Below are 275 nucleotides of genomic sequence, written 5' to 3'. Positions count from 1 at the left end.
CCATTGTCTGTACTATATATCTTCGCATAAATTTGTCAAATCCTGGCAAACCTTTCAATCTCTCTGGATAGATCAGCAAAGCCTCTTTCTCAATATCAAAGTATATATCATACCAAAACCTCAAAATATGCTTACAGGTTTCTTCCTCAAACAAATCGTAAATCCTAACATCCTTTATACCCAAAATCTCAGAAATTCTTGATTGCATCTGCATTTCAATTCGCATCAAGTGTTTTTCATCAGTTAAAAAACTCAAATCATCATCAATTAGTTTC

Annotated in this window: 1 protein-coding gene; it reads right to left on the bottom strand. The window is 32.7% G+C overall.

Annotation, left to right across the window (positions count from 1 at the left end):
• The coding region (locus SB659_RS19415; RefSeq protein ID WP_410551582.1) for a hypothetical protein at positions 1-275 on the bottom strand (275 nt) is incomplete at both ends.

The organism is Arthrobacter sp. SIMBA_036, assembly GCF_046535135.1.
Taxonomy (GTDB): domain Bacteria; phylum Actinomycetota; class Actinomycetes; order Actinomycetales; family Micrococcaceae; genus Arthrobacter.
The sequence above is the reverse complement of the archived record's forward strand: the minus strand, read 5'-3'. Positions and strand labels throughout refer to the sequence as shown.